This is a genomic window from Mesorhizobium sp. M7A.F.Ca.CA.001.08.2.1 (genome assembly GCF_003998455.1).
Lineage (GTDB): Bacteria > Pseudomonadota > Alphaproteobacteria > Rhizobiales > Rhizobiaceae > Mesorhizobium > Mesorhizobium ciceri.
In genome coordinates this window covers 1-992 of the sequence record NZ_RZPW01001241.1, presented here as the reverse complement: position 1 = coordinate 992, position 992 = coordinate 1, and the positions used below count along the sequence as shown (strand labels likewise).

General features: G+C 66.9%; 2 protein-coding genes. Both read left to right on the top strand.

All coding sequences use genetic code 11. The features are described 5' to 3' along the window. A partial coding sequence (locus EN914_RS36515) for an adenosylcobinamide-GDP ribazoletransferase (protein WP_206527337.1) occupies positions 1-235 on the top strand: 235 nt, incomplete at its 5' end. A gap of 52 nt (positions 236-287) precedes the next feature. Further along, positions 288-992, top strand: a 705-nt coding sequence (locus EN914_RS36510) for a nicotinate-nucleotide--dimethylbenzimidazole phosphoribosyltransferase (RefSeq protein WP_127389742.1), incomplete at its 3' end; no start/stop codon positions are given.

The window sequence follows — 992 nt, the reverse complement described above, 5'->3', positions numbered from 1 at the left end:
CGGCACCGTCTCGCAGGAAACCGCCATGGCCGGCGCCTTGCTCGGCGCGATCCCGCTTCTCTTGCTCGGGCTGGGCGGCGCCGTCTTCGCGCTGATCCTGCTTGGCCTGCTGTTTGCCGCGTTCCGCGCCCTTTGCTTCAACCAGATCGAGGGCCAGACCGGCGACACGATCGGCGCCTTGCAGCAGGCAAGCGAGATCGCGGTGCTGCTCGTCGCTTCCGTAGCGCTTTCCTGATCCCTTTGGCCTGATCCCCATGGCCTGATTCCTTTTCGGAGACTTTGCCCCCATGCCCTTCAAATCCCTACGTGAATTGCGCGCCGCCTGCCTCGACCTGCCGTCTGGCAGCGATGCCGCGGCCAATGCGGTCGCACGCCGCCAGGACACGCTGACCAAGCCGCAAGGCAGCCTCGGCCGGCTCGAGACCATCGCCGCGTGGCTGGCGCGCTGGCAGGGCCGCGACATGCCGAAACTCGACCGCGTCAAGGTTTTCGTCTTCGCCGGCAACCACGGCGTCACCGCGCAAGGTGTGTCGGCCTATCCCTCGGAAGTCACCGTGCAGATGGTGGCGAATTTCGCTGGCGGCGGTGCCGCCATCAACCAGCTTGCCCGCATGGCCGGCGCCGAACTCGACGTCATCCCGCTCGATCTCGACCATCCGACCGGCGACTTCACCCAAGGTCCGGCAATGGACGAAGCGGCCTTTCTGGCGGCGGTCTCGGCCGGCTATGATGCGGTGACGAAGGATCTGGACCTTATCTGCTTCGGCGAAATGGGTATCGGCAACACGACGCCGGCAGCGGCCGTTTCAGCAGCCCTGTTCGGTGGCGGTGCGGAAAAATGGACCGGACGCGGCACCGGCGTCGACGACGCCGGCTTGAAGCGCAAGGTGGTCGCCATCGAAGCCGGCCTGAAGCGCCACGCCGCAGCCCTCGCCGATCCGCTTGCTATCGCTGCCGTGCTCGGCGGACGCGAACTGGCCGCCATCTTCGGC